Consider the following 302-nt stretch of genomic DNA (forward strand, 5'->3'; position numbering starts at 1 on the left):
CAAAACAAAAGAATATCTATCAGATTTTGCTATTAATCAGAAGAAGGTAAAGATAGCTTCGGCAGGCACCTTGTTGATGAGTTTTAAGTTAACTATTGGTAAAGTAGCATTAGAGGTCCCTGCTAGCCATAATGAAGCGATAATCTCAATATTTCCGTACGGAGATAAAGAAAATATCATAAGAGACTATCTGATGCGATTTTTGCCCCTAATCTCAACCACTGGTAATTCAAAGGATGCTATAAAAGGAAAAACGTTAAATAGTACTAGTATTTCAGGATTATTGATACCTATTTCTAACT

The 302-nt window shown here is 33.8% G+C and carries 1 pseudogene; it reads left to right on the plus strand.

From position 1 onward, the window contains the following. Positions 1–302, plus strand: a pseudogene (locus C1G53_RS11085) (type I restriction endonuclease); the annotation flags it as partial.

Source organism: Streptococcus suis (assembly GCF_002960445.1).
In the GTDB taxonomy this organism is placed as follows: Bacteria; Bacillota; Bacilli; order Lactobacillales; family Streptococcaceae; genus Streptococcus; species Streptococcus hyiners.